Raw genomic sequence first — 22209 nt, forward strand, 5'->3', positions numbered from 1 at the left:
AGCGAGTGAGTGAAGTGAGCGAGACGACCCCGCAGCCCGCCCGGCCCCCGCGGACGGCCGACCCCGAGCCCCTGCAGGGCGAGGTGATCCGGCAGCTGCACCCGGCTCCCCAGCCCGTGCCCGGGCAGCCGTACGCGCAGCCCCCAGGCCCGACAGCCGTCCAGCCCTCCCTGGCGGCGGGCCCGTCTCCGCAGCACGCCTCCGCCCCGTCGTCGCACCCCGCCCCGGGGCAGCCGCAGCCCGCGACAGCTCCGCACCACGCCCAGGGGGGCGCCGGTCCGCAGTACGCCCCGCCGGCCACCGGTCCGCAGTACGCCCCGCCGACCGCCGCCGGTCCGCAGCACGCGGCGTCGGCGCCCGGCCCGCAGTACACGCAGCAGGCCCCCGGACCGCACCACCCGCGGCCGGCGCCCGGACCGCAGCAGGACCGGCCGGTCCCCGGGCGGCCGTACACCGAGGCGCAGGTCCCGCAGCCAGGCCCCGCCCAGTCGCACCCGCAGCCCGCGACGGCGCCGCCGCCCGCCCAGCCGCAGGTCACGGGCCCGCCCCAGGGCGCGGGAGGCGTGCCGCAGGGCGGCACGGCCGCACAGGGGCCGCAGCAAGGCCCCGGGCCGCGGACGGCGCGGGCACAGCAGTCCGGCAGGCTGCTCCAGTACCGCTTCGACGGACCGGAGGACGCCCCCGTCCTGGTCATCGGGCCTTCGCTCGGGACCACGTGGCACATGTGGGACCGCCAGATACCCGAGCTGTCCCAGCACTGGAGGGTGTTCCGCTACGACCTCCCGGGGCACGGCGGGGCCCCGGCACACCCCGCCGCCGCTGTCGCCGACCTCGCCGACCGCCTCCTCGCCACGCTGGACAGCGTCGGTGTCCAGCGCTTCGGCTACGCGGGCTGCTCCATCGGCGGCGCCGTGGGGGCCGACCTCGCGCTACGCCACCCGCACCGGGTCGCCGCACTGGCGCTCGTCGCCGCGTCGCCCCGCTTCGGCACCGCCGACGAGTTCAGGCAGCGCGGTGTGATCGTCCGGAGCAACGGTCTGGAGCCGATCGCCCGCACCTCCCCGGAACGCTGGTTCACCCCGGGCTTCGCCGCCGCCCAGCCGGCCATCGTCGAGTGGGCCGTCCAGATGGTCCGCACCACCGACCCCGGCTGCTACATCGCCTCCTGCGAGGCCCTGGCCGCCTTCGACATCCGTACGGAACTGCCCCGCATCGGCGTCCCGACCCTCGTCCTGGTCGGGGCCGAGGACAAGGTCACCGGCCCGGCCGAGGCGCGGACCCTGGTCGCGGGCATCCCGGACGCCCGCCTCGCCCTCGTGCCCGGTGCCTCCCACCTGGCCCCGGTCGAACAGCCGGCCGCAGTCACCGACCTGCTGCTCATGCATTTCTCGACCTCGTGGCAGGACACCCTGGCGTCCATCCCCGTGCCGCCGTCCCCGGGTTTCTCCGCCCCGTTCGCCCCGGTCGTCCCCGTCGCCGAGATCGCTGCCGCGGCCGACCTGCCCGACTCCTCCTCCACGGGACGCGACGACCGGTACGACCGGGGGATGAAGGTCCGGCGGGAAGTGCTGGGCGACGCCCACGTGGACGCCGCGACGGCCGCGTCGGACGGCTTCACCGACGACTTCCAGGAGCTCCTCACCCGCTACGCGTGGGGCGAGATCTGGAGCAGGGAGGGCCTCGACCGCAGGGCCCGCAGCTGTGTATCCCTCACGGCGGTCGTCGCGTCCGGACACCTGGGCGGCCTCGCGCAGCACGTCAGGGCGGCTCTGCGCAACGGGCTCACCCCCGTCGAGATCAAGGAAGTGCTGCTCCAGACCGCCGTCTACTGCGGCATCCCGGCGGCGGGCGCGGCGTTCGAGATCGCCCAGTCCGTGATACAGGAGGAAACGACCCCGCCCGCGTAGCAGGATGGGACCATGAACGCTTCGTCTCTCACGCTCACCAAGAACGCCCACTCCTGCGTCCGCCTGGAGCGGAACGGGCAGTCACTCGTCATCGACCCCGGCGGCTTCACCGAGGACGGCGCCGCGGTCGGCGCGGACGCGATCCTGGTGACCCACGAACATCCGGACCACTTCGACGAGGCACAACTGCGCGCAGCGCTGGAGTCCAACCCCGCCGCACGGGTGTGGACCCTGCGCAGCGTGGCCGACCAGCTGTCCGCCGCGTTCCCTGGGCGGGTCCACACGGTCGGCCACGGCGACACGTTCACCGCCGCGGGACTCGACGTGCAGGTGCACGGCGAACTGCACGCGGTGATCCACCCGGACATCCCGAGGGTCACCAACATCGGTTTCCTCGTGGACGGTTCGGTCTTCCACCCGGGCGACGCCCTCACGGTGCCCGACCATCCGGTGGACACGCTGATGCTGCCGGTCATGGCCCCCTGGAGCAAGATCTCGGAAGTCATCGACTACGTACGCGAGGTGAAGCCTCGCCGCGCCTTCGACATCCACGACGCCCTGCTCACCGACCTCGCCCGTCCGATCTACGACAAGCAGATCGGCGCCCTGGGCGGGACGGACCACGGCCGGCTGTCCCCGGGTGACGAGACCCGCCTCTGACCCGGCTGTCAGTGGGAGCGGTTAGGTTGGCTGCATGCGTATCGCCACGTGGAACGTCAACTCGATCACCGCCCGGCTCCCGAGGCTGCTGGCCTGGCTGGAGAGCAGCGGCACCGACGTGCTGTGCCTCCAGGAGACCAAATGCACCCTGGAGCAGTTCCCCGCCGACGCGCTGCGTGAGGCGGGCTACGAAGCCGCCGTCAACGCCACCGGCCGGTGGAACGGTGTCGCGCTGCTCTCCCGTGTCGGCCTCGCGGACGTCGTGACGGGCCTGCCCGACGGTCCCGAGTACGAGGGCGTGCAGGAGCCGAGGGCGATCTCGGCGACCTGCGGGCCCGCCCGGGTCTGGTCCGTCTACGTCCCGAACGGCCGCGAGGTCGCCCACGACCACTACGCCTACAAGCTCCGCTGGCTGGAGGCCCTGCGCAAGGCCGCCGCCGTGGACGCGTCGGGGCCGCTGCCGTTCGCGGTCCTCGGGGACTTCAACATCGCCCCCACGGACGAGGACGTCTGGGATCCCGCGGTCTTCGAGGGCGCGACACACGTGACCCCGGCCGAGCGGGCGGCACTCGCCGCGCTGCGCGAGGAGGGGCTGTCCGACGTGGTGCCGCGTCCCCTCAAGTACGACCACCCGTACTCCTACTGGGACTACCGCCAGCTCAGCTTCCCGAAGAACAAGGGCATGCGCATCGACCTCGTCTACGGCAACGCCCCCTTCACCGCGGCGGTCAAGGACAGTTACGTCGACCGCGAGGAGCGCAAGGGCAAGGGCGCCTCCGACCACGCCCCGGTGGTCGTGGACCTCGACCTCTGACGGCCGGGGGCGCGTACGGGCACGCAAGTGTCAACTCCGGGTTGACGACTCTTCGGTGTCAACCTAGGGTTGCCTCATGACGAAGCCGTTGCGCCCCGACCCGCCCATCCGTCTCGACGACCTGATCGAGGCGATCAAGAAGACCCATGACGACGCGCTGGAGCAGCTCACCGGAGCGGTGGTCGCGGCCGACCACCTGGGTGAGATCGCCGACCACCTCATCGGCCACTTCGTGGACCAGGCGCGCCGCTCCGGCGCGTCCTGGACGGACATCGGCCGGAGCATGGGCGTCACCCGGCAGGCCGCTCAGAAGAGGTTCGTGCCCAAGAAGCCCGGCGAGGCCTCGGACCTGGACCCCGGCCAGGGCTTCGGCCGGTTCGACGAGCAGGCCAGGAACGTCGTGATGGCCGCGCACAACGAGGCGCACACCGCCCGCAACGACGAGGTGGGTGTGGGGCACCTGGTCCTGGGGCTCCTGGCGGACCCGGACTCCCTCGGTGCCCGGGTGATCGCCGGCCAGGGGGTGTCACCGGAGGCGGTCCGGGAGGCCGCGGCCCTCGCCCTGCCCACAGCGGCCGGCGAGGTCCCCGAGCTCATCCCGTACGACGCGGAGGCCCGGAAGGTCCTGGAGCTCACCTTCCGGGAGGCGCTGCGCCTCGGCCACGACTTCGTCGGAACCGGGCACATCGCGCTGGCCCTGCTGGAGTTCGAAGGCGGCGTGGGCGTGCTCGCGGGGCTGGGCGTCGACAAGGACGTGGCGTCGGCCGACGTGGCCGCCGCCGTCGCCGCCGAAACCGGGGAGCCGGTTCCGGACACCCGGGACTAGGGTGGGGGCCGAGCGCCCGGTGCGCAGGCGACGGATACTTCTTTCCGCAAAAAAGAGGACCCAGGTTCGAATCCTGGCGGTCCGGCCCCGGCCGGACCGTGGTGCAGCGGCCCAGCATCTTGTCTCCGTCGCCGACTTCGACCTCGGGCGCTCGCGCGGTGCCGCCCCACACCGGGGCGGCACCGCGCGGCACAGGGCCTCAGTGCACCGAGAACCCGCCGTCGACGAACAGTGACTGCCCGGTGACGTAGGACGAGGCGGCCGACGCCAGGAACACAGCGGCACCCGCGAAGTCCTCGGCCAGTCCGTTGCGTCCCACCATCGTGCGTGCGGCCAGCGCCGCCACCCGCTCCGGGTCGGACGACAGCCTCTCGTTGAGCGGAGTCATCACGAATCCGGGCACGAGCGTGTTGCAGGTGACACCGTGCGGCGACCAGGCCTCGGCCTGCGAGCGGGCCAGTGACTCCAGCCCGCCCTTGGAGACGCCGTACGCACCACTCTGCACGAACGCCCGGTGTGCCTGCTGGGACGTGATGTGGATGATCCGGCCGAAGCCGCGCGCGGCCATCCCGGGTCCGAACCGGCGGCCCAGCAGATAGGGCGCCTTGAGGTTCACCGTCATCGTGGTGTCCCACACGTCCTCGTCGAGCTCGCTCATCGGCGGACGCAGGTTGACGCCCGCGCAGTTGACGAGGATGTCGGGCTCGCCGAACGCGGCGGCCGCCGCGTCGCCGGCCGTGCGCACGCCCTCGGCCGTACCGAGGTCGGCGCTCACCCACGCGGCCCGGCATCCGGCGGCTCCGAGTTCGCCTGCGGTGCGCACCAGTTCCGACTCCCCGCGTGCCACGACCACCACGCTCGCGCCGGCGCGGGCGAGCGCCTCCGCGATGCCCCGGCCGATGCCCGAGCTGCCGCCGGTCACCACGGCGACCCGGCCCCGCAGGGAGAAGAGTTCGGAAAGATAGTTCTGCGACGTCATCCTCGTACCTTAGAGAGATGACCAGGTCATGAACGGGGCGGGTCCCGGAAGCGGTCCAGTCGCGCGCCCTGCGGTGCGTAACGCGTCAGGGATGGGATCCTGGTGGCATGAACATCCCTTTCCTGGACAACTGGCGTAAGCGCCAGGGCGGTACACGGCAGGTGGCGCTCGCAGCCGCCGTCGAGACCGATCCGGACGGTGTCGCCGAGCTGTTGGCGGAATGCGAGTTGCTGCGCGCCCGGGCGGGACAGTGCGGCCTCGAACTCGACGACAGCCCCGCCTCGTTGTCCGCGCTCGACCAGTTGCCGCCCGTCTGGCGCGACGATCCGGAAGAGCTGCCCTGGGTGGGTAACGACGCCGGCCTGTACCTCGGCACCGTACTGGTGCGTACCGTCCCGGGGGCCGCCTGGGACATCCTGGCGGGCGGGCAGCCGGTGGTGCGCCTGGCGTCCGGGCGCGAGATCGATGTGGTCGCGGCCGGCCTGGACTGGGCGATGTCCGGCAGCCCCGAGCTCTCCGAGATGTACGCGGAGTCGGCGGAGAGCGGACCCGAGGCCAAAACGCGATAAACAGCCTTATGCGCTGTCGGTGCGTGTCGGCGCCGAAGCGCGTGTCCGCCCCGGATAGTTTGCGCTGACCTCGACACAAAGCGATAAGTGGGTAGGGCAGCGTATGGCCGTCGATCCGTTGATCGAGCTGCGGGACGTGAACAAGCACTTCGGTACGTTGCACGTGCTGCAGGACATCAATCTCACCGTCGGCCGCGGGGAGGTGGTGGTGGTCATCGGCCCCTCCGGATCGGGTAAATCAACGCTCTGCCGGACGATCAACCGGCTCGAGACGATCGAGTCCGGTCATATCGCCATCGACGGGAAGCCTCTCCCCGAGGAGGGGAAGGGGCTCGCGCAACTCCGGGCCGAAGTGGGCATGGTCTTCCAGTCGTTCAACCTGTTCGCCCACAAGACCGTGCTGGCGAACGTCTCGCTCGCCCAGCTCAAGGTCCGCAAGCGAAGGAAGGACGAGGCCGACCAGCGCTCCCGGGAACTGCTGGAGCGGGTCGGGCTGGCCTCACAGGCGGACAAGTTCCCCGCCCAGCTCTCCGGCGGACAGCAGCAGCGCGTCGCCATCGCCCGTGCCCTCGCCATGGACCCCAAGGCGCTGCTCTTCGACGAGCCCACCTCCGCCCTCGACCCGGAAATGATCAACGAGGTGCTCGAGGTCATGCAGCAGCTGGCCCGTGAGGGCATGACCATGGTGGTCGTCACGCACGAGATGGGCTTCGCCCGGTCGGCCGCCAACCGTGTGGTCTTCATGTCCGACGGACGCATCGTGGAGGACCGCACCCCCGAGGACTTCTTCACCGCGCCCGAGAGCGACCGCGCCAGGGACTTCCTGTCCAAGATCCTCAAGCACTGACAGGGGGCACCGTGTTGCGTACGAGGAACATCACGGCCGTGCTGGCCTGCCTTCTGCTCGCCCTGCTCGCCGCCGGCTGCGGCCGGGAGGGAAGCCCGCCGGTCAAGGGACCCAAGGCCGGGGAGCTGCCCCGGTACACGGTCGACACCGGCTTCCGGCTGCCGGAGTCGAAGACCTGGACGAAGGCGAAGAGGCGCGGCTACCTCGTCGTCGGCGCCAAGGAGGACCAGCCCTACCTCGGCGAGAAGGACCCCGCCACGGGAGTCTACTCCGGCTTCGACATCGAGATCGCCCGCATGATGGCGGCCTCCCTGGGCTTCCAGCCGGACACGATCCGCTTCAGGACCATCGCCTCCGCCAACCGGGAGACCGCGCTCCAGAACGGGCAGATCGACTACTACGTCGGCACCTACACCATCAACGACATGCGCAAGAAGCTCGTCGGCTTCGCCGGGCCGTACTACATGGCCGGACAGGGACTCCTGGTGCGCACGGACGAGAACGACATCGACGGACCGCAGGACCTCGCGGGCAAGACCGTCTGCTCGGCCGCCGGGTCGACTCCCTTCCAGCGCATCGCCGCCGACTTCCCCGAGGCGGATCTCGTCGCCTACGACACGTACTCGATCTGCGTCGACAACCTCCTGACGTTCCAGGTCGACGCCGTCACGACCGACGACGCGATCCTGCTGGGCTTCGCGGCCAAGGCGCCGGAGGAGATGAAGGTGGTCGGCAGGCCCTTCTCGGAGGAGCCGTACGGCATCGGCGTGCCGCGCAGTGACAACGCGCTGCGTGCCGCGCTCAACGACGCGTTGGAGGCCGACGAGAAGAACGGCAACTGGAAGAAGGCGTTCGAGGCGACCCTCGGCCTGTCCGGGGTGCCCGCGCCGAAACCTCCGCCCATCGACCGCTACCCGTCGAACTGAGGGGCCGGCCACCACCATGGACGTACTGACAGAGAACTTCTCGCTCTACGGCAAGGGCTTCCTCGGCACCCTCGAACTGACCGTCTACGCCTCGGTCCTGGCGCTGGCCCTCGGCTTCGTGATGGCGTCCTTCCGGGTCGCGCCGGTCGGCTCGCTCCGGGTGATCGGCACGGTCTGGGTCGCGGTGCTCCGCAACACCCCGCTGACACTGCTGTTCTTCGCCGTCCTGCTCGGCCTGCCGCGCTTCGGCCTGGTCCTGCCGTTCCAGGTGTTCGCGGTCCTCGCCCTCGGCTGCTACACCTCGGCGTTCATCTGCGAGGCGCTGCGCTCCGGCATCAACACCGTGCCCACCGGGCAGGGTGAAGCGGCCCGCAGCCTGGGGATGTCCTTCGGGCAGACGCTGAACAACGTGGTCCTGCCGCAGGCCTTCCGCTCGGTGATCCCGCCGGTCGGGTCGACGCTCATCGCTCTCGCCAAGAACTCCGCGATCGCGGGGGCGTTCAGCGTCACCGAACTGCTGGGCACCTACAAGACCCTCAACGAACTCGGCTACAGCATCATCTGGTCCTTCATCTGGATCGCCGTCGGATACCTCATCATCACCCTCGCCATCAGCGCGCTCTTCACCGTGTTGGAGAAGCGCTGGGGAGTCGCCCGATGACCCACAGCACCGCCTCCGCCACCGCGCTCTACGACATCCCCGGGCCCCTCACCCGAAAACGGCATTTCCTGTACGGAGTCCTCTCCACAGCGGTGATCCTCGCGCTGTTCGGGTGGATCCTCTACCTGCTGTTCGACACGGACCAGTTCACCAGCGAGAAGTGGACGCCCTTCACGTACACGGGCATCCAGGAACTGCTCCTGCGCGGACTCGGCAACACCCTCAAGGCCTTCGCCTACGCCGCGGTCCTCTCCCTCGCGCTCGGGGCGGTGCTGGCCGTGGGCCGCCTCTCCGCACACAAGCCCGTGCGCTGGGTCTCGACGCTGCTGGTGGAGTTCTTCCGGGCCATGCCCGTGCTGGTGATGATCTTCTTCATCTTCGTCGCGCTCAAGGTCCAGCCGCTGCCGGCGCTGGTGGCCGGGCTGACCCTCTACAACGGGTCGGTGCTCGCGGAGGTCTTCCGCACGGGGATCAACTCCGTGGAGCGGGGGCAGCGGGAGGCGGCGTACGCGCTGGGCATGCGCAAGACGCAGGTCACCACCCACGTCCTGGCCCCGCAGGCCGTCCGCGCCATGCTGCCCACCATCATCAGCCAGCTGGTGGTGGCGCTCAAGGACACCTCGCTCGGATACCTGATCACCTACGAGGAGTTCCTCCACGCGGGCAAGCTGATCGCGTCGAACCTGGACTACGGTCTGCCGTTCATCCCCGTCGTCATGGTGATCTCGCCCATCTACATCGGCCTGTGCATGCTGCTCTCGTGGTTCGCCACCTGGGTGGCCAGACGGGAGCGGCGCAACCCGAAGACGGAGGGTACGGGCGTCGCCGCCGCCGAGCCGGGAACCCTGCTGCCGGGCCGCCCGCGGTAGCCGTCGGCGAGTCCGCCCGGCAGCAGCCGGTGATCACTCCTCGCACCGCGGGCACGGGACGCGATCCGTACCCGTGCGCGGTGGGGGAGAAGGTCAGCTGTGTGCCGGCCGGGTCACCGCCGACGTGACGAGGACCGGTGAAGGCCACCGGGCGACCTGTGACCGGCCGGGGGACGCCGTGGGCGTGGAGCGCGGCTCCACGTCCACGGTCCGGCGGCCGTCCTGGTCCCCGCGCCGGGAGCACGACGGCAGGAGGCGGGCGCCGGGACCGTGCGCCGCGTCACCCGTGCTCAGCCTGCGGCACGGTGCGAGGTGCGGGGCGCGGCGGGAGGCGGAGCCTGCGCCGTGCGCGTCACGTCACCGATCAACTCGACCACATCGGGCCCGTACGCCTGGGAGTTGACCACCTTCAGGAGGAGCACGAAGGAGTTCCCGCGGTGCTTGCGCTGCAGCTTCTCGTAGTTGCGCACGAGGTACCGGGAGGCGGCCTGGTTGGTGATGGCGCGCTGACCGCACATCAGGAAGACCGGACGGGCGTCCTGGCCCCCCGTGAGCCTCGCGAGCAGCACGTGTTCGGACGTGCCCGGCTCCAGCCGGTAGCGCTCCGAGCCCACCTGGAAGGCCGCGCGGTCAGGGCCCGGTTCCGGCCCGGTGTCGATCTTCACGCCCGGCAGCAGGGACTGCAGGTGCGCGGCCATGCGCCGGTTGGACACCGGCCCGCCCACGCAGAATTCGGTCCGCTCGCCGAAGCCCTGCTGGGCGGTGTCGTGCGACACGATCTGGGCGTGGGCCGCGCAGTCCTTGATGAGCGCGGACAGTTCGAGCAGGGCGAAGACGTCGTGGCGGTGGACCGCGCCGTCGCCGCCGGCGTCACGGTTGACGACGAGGAGGCACTCGGAATTCCCCGGCAGGCCGAAGAAGGCCTGTTTGCGGCGGAGTCTGCGGCGCCAGAGGTAGGTGCGGGCGAGCCAGCCGAGAGAGGCGCTGATTCCGGCAGCTATGAGACCGAGCACGATGTTGCGTACGTCGTCATTCATGAGCGGGCATGGTAGCGGTCCGTCCGGACGTGTGGCCGAGGCGGTCCTGACGGTGCGGGTGGTGCGGAGTTACCCTGCGCGGACGATCCTTCACAGGAGGTACGGATGCGTCGTTCCGTCGGCCGGAATGTGTCGTTGCCCATCGTGATCGCCGTCATCGGCTCGCTCGGTGCCGCGGCCCCGGCGGCCTCGGCACCACCGGGCCCGCCCCCCAAGTCGCCGGTGGCGGTCGGGTACGGCGGAGCGGTGTCGAGCGTCGACGCGGACGCCTCGGCGGCCGGTATCGAGGTACTGCGCAAGGGGGGCAACGCCGTTGACGCGGCCGTCGCCACCGCCGCCGCTCTGGGAGTCACCGAGCCGTACTCGGCGGGCATCGGAGGCGGTGGGTACTTCGTCCACTACGACGCCAGGACGCGCAGCGTGCAGACGGTCGACGGGCGCGAGACCGCCCCCCGCAGCGCGGACTCCTCGCTCTTCCTGGAGAACGGGCAGCCGATCCCCTTCAACGACGCCGTCACCAGCGGGCTCGGGGTCGGTACCCCCGGCACCCCCGCCACCTGGGAGAAGGCGCTCGACGCCTGGGGCAGCAAGCCCCTGCGCCGGCTGCTGGAACCGGCCGAGCGGCTCGCCCGTGACGGATTCGTCGTCGACGACACCTTCCGCTCTCAGACCGCGGCCAACCAGGCGAGGTTCGAAGACTTCCCCGCCTCCGCGAAGCTCTTCCTGCCAGGCGGGCGACTGCCGGTGGTCGGATCCGTCTTCAAGAACCCCGACCTCGCCCGTACCTACGCGTCCCTGGGCCGCGAAGGCGTCGACGAGCTGTACAGGGGCGGACTGGCCCGGGACATCGTGTCGACGGTACGCACACCTCCGGTGGACCCGGCAGCGTCCCGTGTGGTGCGTCCAGGCGACCTGACGGCCGGGGACCTGAGGTCCTACAGGGCACTGCGGCAGGCCCCGACGAGAGTCGGCTACCGGGGGCTCGACGTCTACGGCATCGCGCCCTCCTCCTCCGGAGGGACGAGCGTGGGTGAGGCACTCAACATCCTCGAGTCCACGGACCTCTCGAAGGCGACCGAGGCCCAGTACCTGCACCGTCTCATCGAGGCGAGCAGGATCGCGTTCGCCGACCGGGGCCGCTGGGTCGGCGACCCGGCGTTCGAGGACGTGCCGACGCGGGAGCTGCTCAGCCAGCGGTTCGCCGACTCGAGGGAATGCCTCATCAAGGACGACGCGGTCCTCACCAGCCCGCTCGCGCCGGGCGATCCGCGTGACCCGGTCCGCTGCGGCACCGGGGGCGAGGCGGCCCCGACGACGTACGAGGGTGAGAACACGACACATCTGACCACCGCCGACAAGTGGGGCAACGTCGTCGCGTACACCCTGACGATCGAGTCGACGGGCGGCAGCGGCATCACCGTGCCCGGGAGGGGCTTCCTGCTCAACAACGAACTGACGGACTTCTCCTTCGCCCCGGCGAATCCGGCGGTCCACGACCCCAATCTGCCCGGCCCGGCCAAGCGTCCGCGGTCGTCGATCTCGCCGACCATCGTGCTGGAGCACGGGAAGCCCGTGCTGGCCCTGGGGTCCCCGGGGGGAGCCACGATCATCACCACGGTTCTGCAGTCGCTGACCGGCCACCTGGACCGGGGGCTGCCGCTGGTCGAGGCGATCGCCGCGCCCCGCGCCAGTCAGCGGAACTCGGCCACGACCGAGATCGAGCCCGGCCTCCGGGACAGTCCGGTGAGCGGGGAGCTGGAGGCCCTCGGACACGTGTTCAAGGTGAACCCGGAGATCGGGGCCGCCACGGGCATCCAGCGTCTCCCCGGGGGCCGCTGGCTGGCAGCCGCCGAAAAGGTGCGGCGGGGTGGCGGCTCGGCCATGGTGGTACAGCCGAGCGGCCGTCAGTGACCGGTCGGCACAACTGCGGGCCCCGGGGCCGGGAGGGTGTGCTCCACCGCGCCCTCCCGGCCCCGGGGCCTTGAAGCGGCCGGACCGCATCCCTCCGTGCCGCACGGCAAGGAGGAGCCCGTCAGGGCTCTTCGCGTCCAGTGAAAGGGCATCCACCACGGTGCGTACGCGAATGCTGGTCCTCTCCGCGCTCTCCGGCGCCGCCCTGCTCGCCTCCACGCTCCCCGCCGCGGCGGCCGGGAGGGAGGACGGCCCGGTCACCGCCGCCGAACTGCTGGCCGAGGTGAAGAACTGCACGAGGGTCTCCCAGGGGAAGTACCGGACGGACCGGACCACCGCGGCCACGGTCCCGGTCTGCGGGACCGGCGAGGCCGTGTTCTGGGAGGCCGACATGGACATCGACTGCGACGGCCGCGTCACGACCGTCTGCAACACGGGCACCGACCCCTCCTTCCAGCCCCGGACCGCGTTCCAGGGGTCGGACGGCAAGCCCCTCGACTCCGCCCGGGTGCCCTTCGTCGTCGTCCCCGGCGCCGGCCCGCTCTGGAACTTCGCCACGTCGGGGATCAAGGGCGGTGGCGCGGCGGCCGTCGTCCACGACGGCAAGGTCCGCTACGCCGTCGTGGGGGACACCGGGCCCAGCGGAATCATCGGCGAGGGTTCGTACGCCCTGGCCCAGGCACTCGGCATCGATCCGGACCCCAGAACCGGCGGTACGGCGTCCGGTGTCACCTACATCCTCTTCAAGGACTCCAAGGTCTCGCCGATCGAGAGTCCGGCCGCCGCCGTGAGTGCCGGTGAGGCGCTCGCCCGGGAGTTCGTCGGAGGCACCTGAGGGGGCGGCGGTACACGGAGCGCGGATGTGCCGGGAAGACGCGGGGCCGTCGCCGGTGACCGCTGCCGTGTGCCCGGGGCCGCACCCTGCCGCCGTCACCCGTGCACAGGCTCCGTGAACACGGTCTGCCCATTATCATACCGGTCGAACTGGTATTAGAATGACGGCATGGTACGGAATCCTCTGACACCCGAAGAGCGGCGCCGCGGCGAGCGGCTCGGCGCACTGCTGCGCGAGGCGCGTGGCGGGCGCAGCATGGTCGCCGTGGCGGCGAGCGCGGGTATCTCGGCCGAGACGCTCAGGAAGATCGAGACGGGCCGGGCCCCCACCCCCGCCTTCTTCACGGTGGCGGCGCTCGCCGGAGCCCTGGGGCTGTCGATGGACGAACTGCTCCCACGGTGCGCGCCGGCCCCGGGGCCGGCGCCGGAACCGACGGAGCTGCCGCTCTCGGCGTAGGCCGAGTAGGGTCGCGCCCGTGATCCTCCAGGAGTTCGCCCGCAGCGAGTACGTCAGCCTCACCACGTACCGGAAGGACGGCACGCCCGTCGCCACACCCGTCTGGGCGGCGGTGGACGGTGGCGTGCTGTACGTCTGGACCCGGTCCGACTCCTGGAAGGTCAAGCGGCTCCGCAACGACAGTCGGGTCCGTGTCACGGTCTGCGACGTCCGCGGCCGGGTCGCGGAGGGCGCGCCGAGCGCCGAGGGGACCGCCCGCCTGCTCGACGCCGCGGGTACCGCGGCGGTGCGCAGGACGCTCGCCCGCAAGTACACCTGGAAGTTCTGGCTCGTGGACTGGCCCGCCACGGTCGTACGGCTCGGCAAGCGGCCCCATACGGGCATCGCCGTCACGCTCTGAGGGGCGCGCCGGTCCCGGGCGCGCCCCGGCCGCACCGTGCCGGAAAAGAGCGCGTAGTCCTTCCGTAACACGCCTGCGGTCGAATGCCCGGCGGACTGGAATGCCCCAGTCCCGGGCTACCGGTGAGGGCGACGGTGACAGTGCGGCAACAAGCGGTGGAAGTAAGGGCGTTCGCGCGGTACCTACGAGAACTGGCTGCCCTGCTCGATCCCCGGGAGGGCTGGTACGGAGTCTTCCGCGCACGCGATCCCGAAGGCATGAGCGCGTGTTTCGACGGGTCCGAGGTCCCGCCCTGGGATGTGGTCGAGTCGTTGCTGCAGGACCTCGCCGCGGTGCGCGGCGCCGCGTCCGCCGCGCAGGAGTCCGTCCGGGCCGCCGCGCTGTACGCCGCGTCGACCGCCGCCCACGACAGGCGCCCGGGCGGACGGCAGGCTCTCCTCGGCCGGCTGGACTCGATGCTCCGGGAGCAGTCGTACGCAGCCGGGCGGATGAGGGTGGCGCAAGCGGAGGGGGCCCGTGCGCCGGAGAGCGGGAGAGAGGCGATGGCCTGGGCGCGGGACGACCATCTCCGGGCCACTGCGCGCTGCGCCGAGCTCCGCGGCCGGCTGGCCGCGCTGGGCGGGGCGGTGCCGGACGACCGGCCGCCGGGGCGGGGAGAGGGAAGCCCGCCGGGCGGGGAGGGGCCGGCCCCCGGCCCGCCGCCTGCGGGCGGACCGGGGGAGACCGGCGGTGCGCCCCCCGCCCCGGATGTCACGACCGCCCCGGCGAGGAAGCGCGGGAAGCCGCGCGGCGCACGCTTCGCGGGCCTCGAGCTCGACGACGACACGGAGGCGAGTCCGGTCCCGCCCGCCGTGCCCGGCCTGGGCGTGCCCTCGCCGGGCTCGGCCGTCCCGAGGGGCGCCCGCTTCGGCGGTGCCCGCGCCGCCGAGGGCGCCGGGCGTCCGGCGGCACCCGGACCCGTAGGACCCGACCTCGCCGCACACCGGGCCGCCGAGGACACCGTGGCCGCGCTCCTGCGGCTGCGCTCGGAGGGACGCACCGGAGAGGCGCACGCCGTGCTCTGCGAGGCGGCGGGCCGGCCCCCCGGATACCTGCCGGTACTCGCCGTGGCTCTCGGCCGGGCCGGTCTGGCCGCCGACTGGGCGACCCTGCTGTGGGAGGTGTCCTCCCTGGCGCCCGCCGAACTCGCCGCCGCCGCAGGGGCGCTGGCCGCCGCCGGCCGCGCCGACGACTGCGGTCTGCTGCTCCGGCAGGGGGTGGCCCGGCCCGCGGAGGAGATCGCCGACGCCGTGTCCGCCCTCCACGGGGCGGGCCTGGAGGCCGAGGCGCGGGCGTTGCTGGGCGCGTTCGTGCGCGTACGGAGTCCGCAGGACGCGGCGCGCGTCGCCGAGCGCGGGCCGCGCCACCTCGTCCCCCACCTGCTCGCCGCTGCGCGCGAGGTGTCCACGGCGAGGGAGTGGGACCTGGTCCACGCGCTCCGGGTGGCGGGCGTGGCGGCGCCGTAGGAACGGTGCGGTGAGTGGCGCCGGACAAGCGGGCGAGCGGGCCGCCCGACGGCGGGTCACGCGCGGACCGGCTGTCGCGAGGGGGCGCGCCGGGGGGCCTGGACGTGCGGTCCGGCACCGGCCGGGGTCCGTGACCCGTGCGCGCCCGCCCTCGCGGAGCGTGTGGCCCCTACATGTCGCCAGTGCCGACGGGGTTGAGGAGATAAATCTCATTCCACCCTTTATCGTCGATCGAGGCATACCACACAAGTGGTACATGTCTCCCCAGTGATGTGGAGGAACCATGCTTACGCAGGAAACCACTCTCACCGCGACGCCGACCCAGACCGCCACGCTGGGCGCTCTGATGACGGAGCCCGAGGCCACCGTCAGCGACGCCCCGCTCTACACCCCGGAGGCCGCGGGCCTGCTGCTCGCGCTGCTGCTCCTGTCTCCCAAGGAGCCGAAGGAGCCCCGGGGCAAGTGAGTTCCCACTCCGCATTCGCCGCGGCGTCCGACGCCCTGGCGGCCTGTGTCCTCGGTGCCCTCAGCGGCACCGGGGGCGCTGTGCAGCTGGCCCGGTACGTCGACGACGCCTCCGACACCCTCGCGGCACTGGCCGCGGTGCGGGTACTGGGCGCCGACACCTTCAGCCCTCACCTCCTGACGGACCACCCGTTCCCGGCGCAGGACGCGGCCGTCGTGGCCAAGGCCTTCGACGCCTTCCCCGCGTCCGACACCTCGGACGAGGTGACGGTCGCCCACCGCGACCACGCCACCGTCGTCCTGCTCGCCCGTCTCTCCGGGGACGACACCCTGCGCACGGTGGCGCCCGAACCGGCGCCCACCCCCGACCTCGCGGACACCGCCGGGTGGAGCGAGTGGTGCGTCCGGATGGCCCAACTCGCCCCGCTGGCCACGCTCGGCCTCGACGGCCCGGTCCACGAGGCGGCGCGCGGCGGCGTCCTGGCGCTGTGCCGGGGCGTCAGCCGCTCGATGCTGCGCCGCGACTTCCCCACCGCGGCCCGCCTCGTCCGCTGGCTGGCCCGGCTGTCTCACGAGGGCGTCGAACTGCCCCTGGACCCGCACCTCGCCGCGGAGCACGTGCTCCTGGTGGGCGGCGCGGGCCCGCGTACCGCTCTGGACCTGGCGATCGCCCGCCACCTCATCGAACGACGGCCCGGCACGGACGCGAAGGCGGCACACGCATGACGACGATCCCCGAGCCGGTCACCAGGGCAGCCCGGAGCATGGCGGACCGGGCACTGTCGTGGCTGCACGCCAACCGCGAACTGGGCGGCCTGCCGCCCGACACCACCGAGACGATGGCCGACCCCGACAGCGTCTACAAGCCGCTGGGGGAGACCACCCTCGCCGCCTCCCTGATCCTCCGCGACGGTGTCGCCGGCCCGGGCCGCCTGGTCGCGGCCCAGAGCCTGATGGACTTCACCTGGGAGCAGTTCAGGCGCGGTGACATGATCTACGAACGCCAGCTCCGCCACACGCTGATGACGGACCCGCTGGAGATGTACGCCCCTTTCGTCCGCTGCGGTTACCGTCACGAGGGGCTCGACGCGCTCCTCGCGCACCGGTCCCGCATGCGGTCGGTGAACAGCGTCGAGGTGCTGCCGAACCGCCGGCTCGCCGTCGCCAACGCGGCCCGCGTCGTGGGGCTGGAACACGCCGAGGACATGAAGGAGCTGGCCGGCGCCACCTGGCTCGGTTCGACTCCGGAGCCGTGGGCGATCAACTGGATCACGGCCTACGCGATGACCCACACCGTCTTCCACCTCACCGACTGGGGCGGCAACCCGGGCGGGCTGCCGCACCGCCTCGCCTCGTACCTGCACGCCTGGCTCCCCGTGTGGATCGACGTCTGGCGCGAGGTGGGCCAGTGGGACCTGGTGACGGAACTGCTCATCGTCGGGGCCTCGCTCGAGGAGCCGTACTGCCCGCCGGACGACTGGGAGGCGATCGCCGGTCTCCAGCACGACGACGGCTTCGTCCCCCGTGACAGCGATCCGGTGGACGACGACCCCCGGCAGCGGTTCACCGACCATCAGCACACGGTCGTCGTCACCGCCGTGGCCGGCTCCATCGCGCTCGCCCGCGCTGCGGGGCGTCGGTGAGGCCGTGACGGAGGTGCTGGCCGCACGCCTGCGGCCCCTGCTGGCCACGGCGAAGGGGCCGGGGGCGGCGGTCGCGGCGGTACGGGGCACGGAGCGGGCGGTGCTCTGCAACGGCCCGGTGGGGGAGGGGACCCGGTTCGAGACGGGCTCCCTGACGAAGACCTTCACCGCTCTGCTGCTCGCCGAGCTGGCCGCCCGGGGCGAGGTCCGCTACGGCGACCGCGCCGACCGCTTCCTCCCCTTCCGGCTGCCCGGTCCGCCACTCACCCTCCTCCACCTCGCCACCCACACCTCCGGTCTGCCCCGGCTCCCCCCGGGGCTGCTCACCCGGGCGGTCCGCAGCGGATGGCTCAGCAATCCGTACGCCGGCTTCACCGAGGACGACCTCCTCGACTCCCTGCGCCGCACCCGGCTGCGTCACCGTCCCGGCACCCGCGTGCTGTACTCCAACTTCGGCGGAGGCCTGCTCGGCCACGTGCTCGCCAGGGCTGCCGGTGGCACCGGAGGTGACTACACCGCGCTGCTGGCCGAGCGCGTGACCGGCCCGCTCGGCCTCTCCGACACGGACTGTGACGCCAACCGGCCGCAGGCGACCGGGCATTGGCGCGGGCGCCCACGCCCCGCGCTGCTGATGCCGGGTCTGGTCGCGGCGGGCGCCGTGCGCTCCAGTGCCCGGGACCTGCTGCGTGTCCTGACCGCCCTCCTGGACCCCGACACCGCCACGGACCCGGCGCTGCGCACCGCGCTGGCCGAGGTGCAGCGCCCCCGGCTGAGTGTGCCGAGGACCGGTTCCAGGCTGTGCCTCGTCTGGAACCTCCGCCCGCGCCCGGGCGGCGCCCTGCTCCACCACTCCGGGGGCACCCGCGGCTTCACCGCCTTCGCCGGCTTCCTCCCCGGCTCGGGCACCGGTCTCGTCGCCCTCACGAACACGGCTCCCACCCCGCTCGCACCCTTCATCCAGTCCGCCTACGGGGTACTCCGCGGGCTGGACGACACGCCCTCCGGAAGGGTGTGGACCGCTCGGGTGTGAAACAAGATCGACTCCGCTGGTTCACGGCGATGGTCTTGCCCCGTTGTGTGCCGGGGCTTACGTTCTCCTCCTACGCACCGTGTCTACGGGCGTAGAGAACGTAGAGGCTCTCTGACGCCGCGTCGAAGGAGCAGCTCATGTCCCACGTCGTACGCGCCGCACTCGTCCAGGCGACCTGGACCGGCGACACCGAATCCATGATCGCCAAGCACGAGGAACACGCGCGCGAGGCCGCCCGGCAGGGTGCGAAGATCATCGGCTTCCAGGAGGTGTTCAGCGCCCCCTACTTCTGCCAGGTCCAGGAGCCCGAGCACTACCGCTGGGCCGAACCCGTGCCGGACGGGCCGACGGTCCGGCGTATGTGCGACCTGGCCCGTGAGACGGGCATGGTGGTCGTCGTCCCGGTGTTCGAGGTCGAGCAGTCCGGCTTCTACTACAACACCGCGGCGGTGATCGATGCCGACGGCTCCTACCTCGGCAAGTACCGCAAGCACCACATCCCCCAGGTCAAGGGCTTCTGGGAGAAGTACTACTTCAGGCCCGGGAACGCCGGCTGGCCGGTCTTCGACACCGCTGTCGGCAAGGTGGGCGTCTACATCTGCTACGACCGGCACTTCCCGGAGGGCTGGCGGCAACTCGGGATCAACGGAGCGCAGTTGGTCTACAACCCGTCGGCCACGTCGCGGGGGCTCTCTGGTCATCTGTGGCAGCTGGAGCAGCCCGCGTCCGCTGTCGCCAACGAGTACTTCGTCGCCGCGATCAACCGGGTCGGCCAGGAGGAGTACGGCGACAACGACTTCTACGGCACGAGCTACTTCGTCGATCCCCGCGGGCAGTTCGTCGGTGACGTGGCGAGCGACAAGGAGGAGGAACTCGTCGTACGCGACCTGGACTTCGGGCTGATCGAGCAGGTCAGGCAGCAGTGGGCCTTCTACCGGGACCGCAGGCCGGACGCCTACGACGGGCTGGTGGAGCCGTGACCGGACTGCACGAGCGGCACCTCGCCGTCAGCCCCGAATGGCTGGCGCTCTACTACCGGCATCCGCTGGAGCTCACCCACGGCGAGGGCCGCCACGTCTGGGACGCGGACGGCAACCGCTACCTCGACTTCTTCGGCGGCATCCTCACCACGATGACCGCCCACGCCCTGCCCGAGGTGACCAAGGCCGTCTCCGACCAGGCCGGACGGCTCATCCACTCCTCGACGCTCTACCTCAACCGCCCGATGGTCGAACTCGCCGAGCGCGTCGCCGCGCTCTCCGGCATCCCCGACGCCAGGGTCTTCTTCACCACCTCGGGCACCGAGGCGAACGACACCGCCCTGCTGCTCGCCACCGCCTACCGTGGGTCGAACCAGATCCTGGCGATGCGCAACAGCTACCACGGCAGGTCGTTCTCTGCCGTGTCCATCACCGGCAACAGGGCGTGGTCGACGACGAGTCTGTCGCCCCTGCAGACGTTGTACGTCCATGGCGGGGTCCGCAACCGGGGACCGTACGCCGAGCTGAGCGACGAGCGGTTCATCACGTCCTGCGTCCGTGATCTGGAGGACCTTCTCGGGCACACCAGGGGAGCCGCAGCGCTGATCGCCGAACCGGTGCAGGGCGTCGGCGGGTTCACCGCACCGCCCGACGGGCTGTACGCGGCCTTCCGCGAGGTCCTGGACCGGCACGGCATCCTGTGGATCTCCGACGAGGTGCAGACCGGCTGGGGGCGAACGGGCGACCACTTCTGGGGCTGGCAGGCGCATGCTGACAACGGGCCGCCGGACATCGTCACCTTCGCCAAGGGAATCGGCAACGGCATGTCGGTCGGCGGGGTCATCGCCCGGGCCGAGGTCATGAACTGCCTGGACGCCAACTCCATCTCGACGTTCGGCGGATCACCGGTCACCATGGCGGCCGGACTCGCCAACCTCTCCTACCTGCTGGAGCACGACCTCCAGGGCAACGCCCGACGGGTCGGCGGCCTGCTCATCGAGCGGCTCCGGGCGGTCGGCGCCCGCTCGCAGGCCGTCCGGGAGGTGCGGGGCAGAGGGCTCATGATCGGCATCGAGCTGGTCAGGCCCGGCACCGACGAGGCGGCCCCGGAGGCCGCGGCGGCCGTGCTCGAAGCGGCGCGCGCCGGCGGCCTGCTCATCGGCAAGGGCGGTGGCCACGACACCAGCGTCCTGCGGATCGCGCCGCCGCTGTCGCTCACGGTCGCCGAGGCGGAGGAGGGCGCGGAGATCCTGGGCGAGGCACTGCGGGCAGCTCTCTGAACGCACGCCCCGCGGCGGGAGGCCCCCGCCGCGGGGCAGCTCGTCCCCACGTACGTCACCACGCACCCGGTCCCCGTGTGCAGTCCGGTTCCGCCACCGCGAGGAGGGGCACATGAGCCGCACCGTCATCCACGGCGGACTCGTCGTCACCGCGTCCGACGAGATCCACGCCGACGTACTCATCGAGGGCGGGCGCGTCGCCGCCCTCGCCGCCCACGGCACCGACGCCGCGGCGAGCTGGAGCGCCGACCGCAGGATCGACGCCACGGGGAAGTACGTCATCCCCGGTGGTGTCGACGCCCACACGCACATGGAGATGCCGTTCGGGGGGACCTACGCCGCCGACACCTTCGAGACCGGCACCCGGGCCGCGGCCTGGGGCGGTACCACGACGATCGTCGACTTCGCCGTCCAGAGCATGGGCCGCCCGCTGCGTGAGGGACTCGACGCCTGGCACGCGAAGGCCGACGGCAACTGCGCCGTCGACTACGCCTTCCACATGATCCTGTCGGATGTGAACGAGTCCTCGCTCAAGGAGATGGACCGTCTGGTGGCCGAGGGCATCACCTCGTTCAAGCTGTTCATGGCCTACCCGGGGGTGTTCTACAGCGACGACGGCCAGATCCTGCGCGCCATGCAGCGGGCCTCCGGCAACGGCGGCCTGATCATGATGCACGCGGAGAACGGCATCGCCATCGACGTCCTGGTCGCGCAGGCGCTCGCCGAGGGGCGCACCGATCCGCGTCACCACGGTGACGTGCGCAAGGTCGCCCTGGAGGCCGAGGCCACACACCGCGCGATCCAGCTCGCCAGGGTCGCGGGGGCGCCGCTGTACGTCGTGCACGTATCCGCCGACGAGGCCGTCGCCGAGATCGCCGCCGCCCGCCACAAGGGGCTCCCCGTCTTCGGCGAGACCTGCCCGCAGTACCTCTTCCTCTCCACCGACAATCTCGCCGAGCCCGGCTTCGAGGGCGCGAAGTACGTCTGCTCGACCCCCCTGCGCCCCCGGGAGCACCAGGAGGTGCTCTGGCGCGGGCTGCGGAACAACGAGCTTCAGGTCGTCTCCACCGACCACTGCCCCTTCTGCTTCTCGGGTCAGAAGGAGATGGGCCGGGGCGACTTCTCGAAGATCCCGAACGGCATGCCGGGGGTGGAGAACCGGATGGACCTCCTCCACCAGGCCGTCGTCGACGGCCACCTCTCACGCCGGCGCTGGATCGACATCGCCTGCGCGTCCCCGGCCAGGATGTTCGGGCTCTATCCGAAGAAGGGGACCGTCGCACCCGGCGCCGACGCCGACATCGTGATCTACGACCCGGCCGCGGAGCAGACCATCTCCGCCGCGACCCACCACATGAACGTCGACTACTCCGCCTACGAGGGCAGGCGGGTGACGGGGCGGGTCGAGACGGTGCTCTCGCGCGGGGTCCCGGTGATCGAGGACCGTGCCTACGTGGGGCACGCGGGCCACGGGACGTACCTGCCGCGTGGGACCTGCCAGTACCCGTGACGTCCTCGGCGGCCCCCGTACGTGCCCTCCGCGCGGGTGTGCTCGGGGACGTGCGCGACACTCGCCGCCGCGTGGGTCCGCAGGCGCACCGGGCCGTCC

Annotated in this window: 23 protein-coding genes and 1 tRNA gene; 22 read left to right on the plus strand and 2 right to left on the minus strand. The window is 71.8% G+C overall.

Features of this window, described 5'->3' with window-relative positions; all coding sequences use genetic code 11:
- The first annotated feature begins 5 nt into the window (after positions 1-5).
- From pcaDC to ACHFIV_RS09470, 5 genes are all read left to right on the plus strand, one after another.
- Positions 6-1907: a bifunctional 3-oxoadipate enol-lactonase/4-carboxymuconolactone decarboxylase PcaDC gene (gene pcaDC / locus ACHFIV_RS09450; protein WP_398965510.1), complete on the plus strand. Its 1902-nt coding sequence runs from the start codon at positions 6-8 to the stop codon at positions 1905-1907.
- 12 nt (positions 1908-1919) lie between these two features.
- Complete coding sequence (locus ACHFIV_RS09455; protein WP_398965512.1) at positions 1920-2567, plus strand: MBL fold metallo-hydrolase; 648 nt, start codon at positions 1920-1922, stop codon at positions 2565-2567.
- A gap of 34 nt (positions 2568-2601) precedes the next feature.
- Positions 2602-3381 carry an exodeoxyribonuclease III gene (locus tag ACHFIV_RS09460; protein ID WP_398965514.1) on the plus strand — a complete coding sequence of 260 codons (780 nt, stop codon included), beginning with the start codon at positions 2602-2604 and terminating at the stop codon, positions 3379-3381.
- A gap of 76 nt (positions 3382-3457) precedes the next feature.
- Positions 3458-4207, plus strand: coding sequence for a Clp protease N-terminal domain-containing protein (locus ACHFIV_RS09465; protein ID WP_398965515.1), 750 nt, complete (start codon positions 3458-3460; stop codon positions 4205-4207).
- Between the two features lie 5 nt (positions 4208-4212).
- Positions 4213-4291: transfer RNA gene (locus tag ACHFIV_RS09470), tRNA-Arg, on the plus strand.
- 115 nt (positions 4292-4406) lie between these two features.
- Here ACHFIV_RS09470 and ACHFIV_RS09475 read toward each other — a convergent pair.
- Positions 4407-5186 carry an SDR family NAD(P)-dependent oxidoreductase gene (locus ACHFIV_RS09475; RefSeq protein WP_398965517.1) on the minus strand — a complete coding sequence of 260 codons (780 nt, stop codon included), beginning with the start codon at positions 5184-5186 and terminating at the stop codon, positions 4407-4409.
- Positions 5187-5293: 107 nt separating this feature from the next.
- On the opposite strand from ACHFIV_RS09475, the gene ACHFIV_RS09480 reads away from it, so the two are divergent.
- From ACHFIV_RS09480 to ACHFIV_RS09500, 5 genes are all read left to right on the plus strand, one after another.
- Positions 5294-5755 (plus strand): DUF6278 family protein, encoded by a 462-nt coding sequence (locus ACHFIV_RS09480; protein WP_398965519.1) that lies wholly within the window; start codon positions 5294-5296, stop codon positions 5753-5755.
- Positions 5756-5858: 103 nt separating this feature from the next.
- Positions 5859-6602, plus strand: a complete 744-nt coding sequence (locus ACHFIV_RS09485) for an amino acid ABC transporter ATP-binding protein (RefSeq protein WP_398965520.1) — start codon at positions 5859-5861, stop codon at positions 6600-6602.
- Positions 6603-6613: 11 nt separating this feature from the next.
- Positions 6614-7528 (plus strand): glutamate ABC transporter substrate-binding protein, encoded by a 915-nt coding sequence (locus ACHFIV_RS09490; RefSeq protein WP_398965522.1) that lies wholly within the window; start codon positions 6614-6616, stop codon positions 7526-7528.
- A gap of 16 nt (positions 7529-7544) precedes the next feature.
- Positions 7545-8189 (plus strand): amino acid ABC transporter permease, encoded by a 645-nt coding sequence (locus tag ACHFIV_RS09495; protein WP_398965523.1) that lies wholly within the window; start codon positions 7545-7547, stop codon positions 8187-8189.
- A complete protein-coding gene (locus ACHFIV_RS09500) occupies positions 8186-9058 on the plus strand; it encodes an amino acid ABC transporter permease (RefSeq protein WP_398965525.1) in 873 nt (290 codons plus the stop codon). The genes ACHFIV_RS09495 and ACHFIV_RS09500 overlap by 4 nt, the downstream gene beginning before the upstream one ends.
- Positions 9059-9348: 290 nt before the next feature.
- On the opposite strand, the gene ACHFIV_RS09505 is transcribed toward ACHFIV_RS09500, so the two are convergent.
- Positions 9349-10095: a hypothetical protein gene (locus ACHFIV_RS09505; RefSeq protein WP_398965526.1), complete on the minus strand. Its 747-nt coding sequence runs from the start codon at positions 10093-10095 to the stop codon at positions 9349-9351.
- 105 nt (positions 10096-10200) lie between these two features.
- Between ACHFIV_RS09505 and ggt the strand changes: the two genes are divergently transcribed.
- The 12 genes from ggt to hydA all read left to right on the plus strand — a co-directional run bounded on the left by ggt (position 10201) and on the right by hydA (position 22110).
- On the plus strand, positions 10201-12006 hold the full coding sequence (gene ggt / locus ACHFIV_RS09510) for a gamma-glutamyltransferase (RefSeq protein ID WP_398965528.1): 1806 nt from the start codon (positions 10201-10203) through the stop codon (positions 12004-12006).
- Positions 12007-12166: 160 nt separating this feature from the next.
- Positions 12167-12841 carry a glycoside hydrolase family 75 protein gene (locus tag ACHFIV_RS09515; protein ID WP_398965530.1) on the plus strand — a complete coding sequence of 225 codons (675 nt, stop codon included), beginning with the start codon at positions 12167-12169 and terminating at the stop codon, positions 12839-12841.
- Between the two features lie 168 nt (positions 12842-13009).
- Complete coding sequence (locus ACHFIV_RS09520; RefSeq protein WP_398965532.1) at positions 13010-13297, plus strand: helix-turn-helix domain-containing protein; 288 nt, start codon at positions 13010-13012, stop codon at positions 13295-13297.
- 19 nt (positions 13298-13316) lie between these two features.
- Positions 13317-13697: a PPOX class F420-dependent oxidoreductase gene (locus ACHFIV_RS09525; RefSeq protein WP_398965533.1), complete on the plus strand. Its 381-nt coding sequence runs from the start codon at positions 13317-13319 to the stop codon at positions 13695-13697.
- Positions 13698-13831: 134 nt separating this feature from the next.
- Entirely contained in the window at positions 13832-15202 is a 1371-nt protein-coding gene (locus ACHFIV_RS09530) for a hypothetical protein (protein WP_398965535.1), read from the plus strand.
- 283 nt (positions 15203-15485) lie between these two features.
- On the plus strand, positions 15486-15668 hold the full coding sequence (locus ACHFIV_RS09535) for a hypothetical protein (RefSeq protein WP_398965537.1): 183 nt from the start codon (positions 15486-15488) through the stop codon (positions 15666-15668).
- Positions 15665-16393 carry a hypothetical protein gene (locus ACHFIV_RS09540; RefSeq protein ID WP_398965539.1) on the plus strand — a complete coding sequence of 243 codons (729 nt, stop codon included), beginning with the start codon at positions 15665-15667 and terminating at the stop codon, positions 16391-16393. Before ACHFIV_RS09535 ends, ACHFIV_RS09540 begins: the two co-directional genes overlap by 4 nt.
- Complete coding sequence (locus ACHFIV_RS09545; RefSeq protein WP_398965540.1) at positions 16390-17310, plus strand: DUF6895 family protein; 921 nt, start codon at positions 16390-16392, stop codon at positions 17308-17310. The genes ACHFIV_RS09540 and ACHFIV_RS09545 overlap by 4 nt, the downstream gene beginning before the upstream one ends.
- Before the next feature lie 4 nt (positions 17311-17314).
- A complete protein-coding gene (locus ACHFIV_RS09550; RefSeq protein WP_398965541.1) occupies positions 17315-18340 on the plus strand; it encodes a serine hydrolase domain-containing protein in 1026 nt (341 codons plus the stop codon).
- 137 nt (positions 18341-18477) lie between these two features.
- Positions 18478-19320, plus strand: a complete 843-nt coding sequence (locus ACHFIV_RS09555) for a nitrilase-related carbon-nitrogen hydrolase (RefSeq protein ID WP_398965542.1) — start codon at positions 18478-18480, stop codon at positions 19318-19320.
- Positions 19317-20600, plus strand: coding sequence for an aspartate aminotransferase family protein (locus ACHFIV_RS09560; RefSeq protein ID WP_398965543.1), 1284 nt, complete (start codon positions 19317-19319; stop codon positions 20598-20600). The genes ACHFIV_RS09555 and ACHFIV_RS09560 overlap by 4 nt, the downstream gene beginning before the upstream one ends.
- A gap of 112 nt (positions 20601-20712) precedes the next feature.
- Positions 20713-22110: a dihydropyrimidinase gene (hydA, locus tag ACHFIV_RS09565; protein WP_398965544.1), complete on the plus strand. Its 1398-nt coding sequence runs from the start codon at positions 20713-20715 to the stop codon at positions 22108-22110.
- Positions 22111-22209 lie beyond the last annotated feature (99 nt).

It is taken from the genome of Streptomyces sp. ALB3, from assembly GCF_044385685.1.
Lineage (GTDB): Bacteria > Actinomycetota > Actinomycetes > Streptomycetales > Streptomycetaceae > Streptomyces.